The following is a 1,323-nucleotide window of genomic DNA, read 5'->3' on the forward strand; positions in this document are numbered from 1 at the left end:
TGCTGCAATGACACGACTTCGGTGATGTGCTTGAGCCCCGCTACATTGTCGGCGCGGAATCACTTGACCAGTGAGCTATTACGCACTCTTTCAAGGGTGGCTGCTTCTAAGCCAACCTCCTGGTTGTCTCTGCGACTCCACATCCTTTCCCACTTAGCACACGCTTAGGGACCTTAGTCGGTGTTCTGGGCTGTTTCCCTCTCGACCATGGAGCTTATCCCCCACAGTCTCACTGCCACGCTCTCACTTACCGGCATTCGGAGTTTGGCTAAGGTCAGTAACCCGGTAAGGCCCATCGCCTATCCAGTGCTCTACCTCCGGCAAGAAACACGTGACGCTGCACCTAAATGCATTTCGGGGAGAACCAGCTATAACGGAGTTTGATTGGCCTTTCACCCCTAACCACAGGTCATCCCCCAGGTTTTCAACCCTGGTGGGTTCGGTCCTCCACACGGTCTTACCCGCGCTTCAACCTGCCCATGGCTAGATCACTCCGCTTCGGGTCTTGGGCATGCAACTCAGACGCCCTATTCGGACTCGCTTTCGCTACGGCTACCCCACACGGGTTAACCTCGCTACACACCGCAAACTCGCAGGCTCATTCTTCAAAAGGCACGCAGTCACGGCCCACCAGCAAGCTGATGAACGACGCTCCCACGGCTTGTAGGCACACGGTTTCAGGTACTATTTCACTCCGCTCCCGCGGTACTTTTCACCATTCCCTCACGGTACTATCCGCTATCGGTCACCAGGGAATATTTAGGCTTAGCGGGTGGTCCCGCCAGATTCACACGGGATTTCTCGGGCCCCGTGCTACTTGGGAGTTTCTCAAACGAGCCGTACAGATTTCGTCTACGGGGGTCTTACCCTCTACGCCGGACCTTTCGCATGTCCTTCGACTACCCATACGGTTTCTGACTCGCCGACCGGCCGGCAGACCGATCAAGAAAAATCCCACGACCCCGCGATGGCAACCCCTGCCGGGTCTCACACCATCACGGTTTAGCCTCATCCGGTTTCGCTCGCCACTACTCCCGGAATCACGGTTGTTTTCTCTTCCTGCGGGTACTGAGATGTTTCACTTCCCCGCGTTCCCTCCACACTGCCTATGTGTTCAGCAGCGGGTGACAGCCCATGACGACTGCCGGGTTTCCCCATTCGGAAACCCCCGGATCAAAGCCTGGTTGACGGCTCCCCGGGGACTATCGTGGCCTCCCACGTCCTTCATCGGTTCCTGGTGCCAAGGCATCCACCGTGCGCCCTTAAAAACTTGGCCACAGATGCTCGCGTCCACTGTGCAGTTCTCAAACAACGACCAGTCAC

1 rRNA gene is annotated in these 1,323 nt (G+C 56.9%); it reads right to left on the reverse strand.

The features are described from left to right. Window positions 1-1,276 (reverse strand): 23S ribosomal RNA (locus AB0P03_RS40800); the annotation flags it as partial. Window positions 1,277-1,323: the final 47 nt, after the last annotated feature.

This window comes from Kitasatospora sp. NPDC088779, from assembly GCF_040685395.1.
Classification (GTDB): domain Bacteria; phylum Actinomycetota; class Actinomycetes; order Streptomycetales; family Streptomycetaceae; genus Kitasatospora.